6 protein-coding genes are annotated in these 4404 nt (G+C 53.2%); 3 read left to right on the top strand and 3 right to left on the bottom strand.

Annotated features, from left to right (window positions below; translation table 11 throughout):
• The 3 genes from ACOSYY_RS12820 to ACOSYY_RS12810 form a co-directional block, all read right to left on the bottom strand.
• A partial coding sequence (locus ACOSYY_RS12820; RefSeq protein WP_526023319.1) for a D-alanine--D-alanine ligase family protein occupies positions 1-703 on the bottom strand: 703 nt, incomplete at its 3' end.
• Entirely contained in the window at positions 700-1761 is a 1062-nt protein-coding gene (locus tag ACOSYY_RS12815) for a putative zinc-binding metallopeptidase (RefSeq protein WP_421662848.1), read from the bottom strand. The genes ACOSYY_RS12820 and ACOSYY_RS12815, both read right to left, overlap by 4 nt.
• Positions 1762-1903: 142 nt before the next feature.
• A complete protein-coding gene (locus ACOSYY_RS12810) occupies positions 1904-2392 on the bottom strand; it encodes an arsenate-mycothiol transferase ArsC (RefSeq protein ID WP_421662847.1) in 489 nt (162 codons plus the stop codon).
• Between the two features lie 68 nt (positions 2393-2460).
• On the opposite strand from ACOSYY_RS12810, the gene ttcA reads away from it, so the two are divergent.
• The 3 genes from ttcA to ACOSYY_RS12795 all read left to right on the top strand — a co-directional run.
• A complete protein-coding gene (gene ttcA, locus ACOSYY_RS12805; protein WP_526023318.1) occupies positions 2461-3357 on the top strand; it encodes a tRNA 2-thiocytidine(32) synthetase TtcA in 897 nt (298 codons plus the stop codon).
• Positions 3358-3523: 166 nt separating this feature from the next.
• The gene (locus ACOSYY_RS12800) at positions 3524-4189 is read left to right on the top strand and encodes a hypothetical protein (RefSeq protein WP_421662844.1); all 666 of its coding nucleotides are present in this window, start codon (positions 3524-3526) and stop codon (positions 4187-4189) included.
• A gap of 58 nt (positions 4190-4247) precedes the next feature.
• On the top strand, positions 4248-4404 hold a 157-nt coding region (locus ACOSYY_RS12795; RefSeq protein WP_421662849.1), incomplete at its 3' end, for a methane monooxygenase/ammonia monooxygenase subunit C.

Below are 4404 nucleotides of genomic sequence, written 5' to 3'. Positions count from 1 at the left end.
CCCGCTCGGTTGCGATGCGTTTGGTGTCCTCCGGCAGCTTGTTCAAGATGAGTTCCCACACAGGCAATGCTTGCAGCTGTCCGTTGCCGATGATCCCTACATAGAACTCGCGACCCTCGACATATCGTTCTATGAGTGCCCCGCTACCCACGCTATTGTGGATAAATGCGACCCGCTCGCTCAGTTTATCGTCGTCCTCGACGATCGAAGCTTGGGAGATGCCCAAGGAGGCCTCTTCGTTGATCGATTTAACGATCAACGGAAACGAGAGCCATTTTGGCCGTTTTGCCGTGCGCCCCTGGGGGATCTCGCAGAATTCAGGATAGGGGATGCGATGAAAGGATAGGACCTTTTTCGTCAACGCTTTATCGCGCGCCAACATCAGTCCGCGCGGATTACAGCCAGTGTAGGGTAGGTGCAAGAGTTCGAGGTACGACACCACATGCTGATCATAGACGGCCACGCCGTCGAATTCTTCCAAGAGATTAAAGGCGATGTCCGGCTTCCAATTCTCGATTGCTGAATGGATTGCATCTAGATCGCTCTTGACCCCCAGCGGGTACACTTCATGACCCAGTTTCTTCAGTGTTGAGACGACGTCGTATTCCGTCCGCCACTCCACGGTTTTCAGGTCATAGCCGGTCACCTCCTCAGGAGGTACAAGATCCTCATGCAAGAGGACAAGCACCCGCAGCCGCTTCATAGAGCCACCCGATGCCGACCACTCCGCAAGAAATTCATGGTATGGACGGTGAGAAGGATGGTGAAATCGAGTTTGGCTTGTTCCTCTGCAACGGGAACGCGAAGGTCTAATTCACGGCACCGCTGAATCATATCCTCCAGCACTTGATCGATCGTGTATTGGTATTCGCCGGTCCAACCGGCGACCTTCCGTCGCACTTCTCGACGAAATCGATTCAGAAAGGTTGCTGCGCTCTGCTTGCACGCATGGCTCGGAAGACTGGAAAACAACCGTTTCAAGTCCGGATCGTACTGCAACTGTCGTTCAATTCCATAATGTCTTCGCTTGCGTTCATAATGTTCGCGAAGAGTCTTTTTCAAATGAGGGAGCGGGTCGATCTCTTCGCGAGTGGTCAATAAAGGCGAGGCCCCTCGGAGTTCTTTCATGAGCCCATCGACATACTTGAGCTTCTTGAGCACGGGCCAGCCTCGGTACCGTTCTTCCCATAGGGAGTCCGGTGTCAACCAAACCGCGAAGGTTTCAGCAAAGTCTTCATCCGGGTGGCTCTGGGCATACCATAAGTCCAAGTGGTGGACGAAGCTTCGACTATAGGGTCGTGGGGAGTAGTACATCGGGTACCGTTGAGAAGACTTGCCGAAAATGTGCTGACGTGTTTTGCGCCGGCGGATTTTGAAGGCATTTTCGATCGCATGGCCTGCTTCGTGGCGAAGAATACGCAAGCACCATTCTGTGGTGCCGCCTTCCACTTCCAACATCTGGGCTTGTTCAAGTTTTGCCAGGCGAGGATGGGCCAGATAAAAAGGGACGGCTATCCCGGGAATTCCATCAGGGGTGAACCACTCATTGGAGAGCCAGAAGTGTGGACAAAACAGCAATCCGCGGCGCTCCAGTTCTTGTGTCAGGTCGGCGATGGGCTGTTCAAGAAATCCGCCCTTGAGCCCGACGTGCAGGTCGCACATCGGGAGATCCAACAGCGCATCGTCTGGCCAGGAAGCCCATGGGAGATGATCATGTCCGATGACGGGTGTCTTCAGTACGTCGGAGCCTGTGCGATCCATGAACGACAAACCTCAGAAATACGTCTATTGTGTCGCTCATGGAAATATAGCACTCAATGGTCATTTCGTCTGACAGGAGGAGTTCTTCAGAGAGGGCAGAGAGGCGGGCAGATACTTGTACAACGGTCAAGATTATATGGAATCACCGGTCGTCGGCCCCATGAAATTGTGGAAGTCGCGCCACCAGCGCCGGTACGGATTCCCAAATATGGTCGATGACCGACTCCACATAAGCCCGTGCTTCATCAATATCCCGCTCCCAGTCAGGGAGAGCTTCGTGTAGATCGAGGATTGGAACCTCCTCGCCGAACGACACCTGATTGAAGAGTGGAACGATCAGCCCGAATTGTTTGCGGATGAACTCGCGATGACCAAGCCCCATGGCAATGATGAGGTCATTCCGGTCGATCAACTTCTTCGTCAGCCTTTGTGGGATATGTGCGGAAGGATCGGTTCCTTTTTGGATCAGCCGCTTGGAAATGACCGGATGGATCGAGTTGGTCTTGGCTTCGATTCCCGCGGATGCAACTCGGTAGGGCGATTGCCGGTCGAGCTGTGCCCGTAGCGCATATTCGGCCGCCATACTGCGGAAGACGTTTCCGGTACATACGAAGAGGATGGATTGGGTCATGGACGGTTGGTGCCTTCCCAAGCGTGATTCTGTCGACAAGGCCATAATGGAGCCGCTACAATCTTGCCATGATCGTCCCAATTGCTCCAACATCAATGCCGAAATTAGACGAAGCCACGGAAAAGATACAAACGCGCCTTTGCCGGCTGGTGGGCCAGGCCATCGCCGACTACCGGCTTATTGAAGACGGCGACAAGGTGATGGTGTGCCTGTCGGGCGGTAAGGACAGTTATGGTTTACTGGATATCTTGCTCGTATTGCAACGCCGAGCGCCGATTCACTTTGATCTGATTGCGGTCAACCTGGATCAGCGGCAACCGGGCTTTCCGGAACATGTGCTCCCTCAGTATCTGATGAGCCGAGGCATTCCGTTCCACATTGAGTCCCGAGATACCTACTCGATCGTGAAGCGGCTCATACCGGAGGGACAGACGACCTGTTCATTGTGCTCACGGCTACGACGAGGACACCTCTATCGCATTGCGACTGAGCTTGGCGCCACGAAGATCGCGCTCGGTCATCACCGCGACGACATCATTGAGACCTTGTTCTTGAATCTCTTCTATACCGGTAAGCTGAAGGCGATCCCTCCCAAGCTTCGTTCGAAGGACGGACGACATGTCGTCATCCGACCGCTGGCGCTCGTGAAAGAGACCGACCTTGCAGCCTATGCGGAGCTGAGAAGATTTCCGATCATTCCCTGCGACCTCTGTGGATCTCAAGAGGATTTGAAACGAAAAAAAGTGAAGACGTTTCTTCAGCAGTGGGAACGGGAGTCACCCGGTTGTTCGGACAGTATTGCCGCTGCATTGACCAATGTCGCGCCGTCGCTCTTGATGGATTCTCGACTCTTTGATTTCAGGTCGCTGGCAGCGGTGGTAAGCGACCAACCCGAGGGAGATGTTTGGTTAGATCAAGAACCGGTTCCTCACCAGGATAGAGACCTACCTCCTTTGCCGACATAAGATTGCGGACCTCTTGAGCAGGTCGCCTTTTTATGCTCCCATGCCCATTCCACGTGAAAAGGCACGCTCTGTAGATAGAATTATGAAGAATTCTTCATGAACTTCTAATGTAGCCTTCATATTTCGAGGAGTATACTTTCTATGGTGGAAAGGGGGTGAAGGTCATATGACGACGATGTTCCTTATTGTTGTGGTCGCACTAAGTGTCGTCGCCGGAGTAACAGGTAGAGCGATGCTGAATTTCAGTCTTATCGGACTCACACGGTCGGTCCCGTTCCGTCGAATCATGAGTGCTGTTGCGGTTCTTCCACTCCTTCTGCCGGTTGTAGCCGGTGCGCATGGCAATGTGACCATGGAGGAAGATATCTGTGTCCAACGAGTTGGAGGGAATCTCGTTCATTTCAACGCATATCAGCCGCAAAATGAAGCAAAGGCCCAGTACTGCACAGACATTCCCGGTGAGGGCGACACGTTCCTCGTGGTGGACCTTGTAGATCCGGGTCTGCGCAACCTACCGATAGGAGTACGGGTTGTGAGAGGGCTCAGCGAGACTGCCGAAGATGAAACGGTAGCGTACTGGCCGCCTGCGATTCATCTGGATGGCGTGGTCAGAGGCGAAGCCAAGTTGGTCAAAGGCCTTTATAAATTAATCATCACTCCGGAAGGGTACAGTCCTTCGTCTTACCTGTTGCGAGTACAGCAAATCGATTATGCGACAATTGCGAGAAAAGCTATTGGGCCATTGACCATTGTACTTTTGCTGGCCTTGATCGCCTATGAGCTCTCGAAATCAAGGCGATGGAGGAATTGGCGGGTCTCCGGTCATTCGTAAGGAATTTGTCCATGCGGAAGCTGGTCTAACGAAGCTGGTCTAACAAGGAGGTCACACTATGGCAAACGATCGAGGGTATGACATCTCGCAGTGGTACGATTCGAAGCCGGTGAAGATCGGGTGGTTGGCGATCTTGGGGATTGGAGTGTTTTGGGTACTGTACCAGCGGGCGTTCGGGTACTCGCACGGGTTAGACTCCATGACCCCGGAGTTTG

The organism is Nitrospira sp. BLG_2, assembly GCF_049222245.1.
The sequence above is the reverse complement of the archived record's forward strand: the minus strand, read 5'-3'. Positions and strand labels throughout refer to the sequence as shown.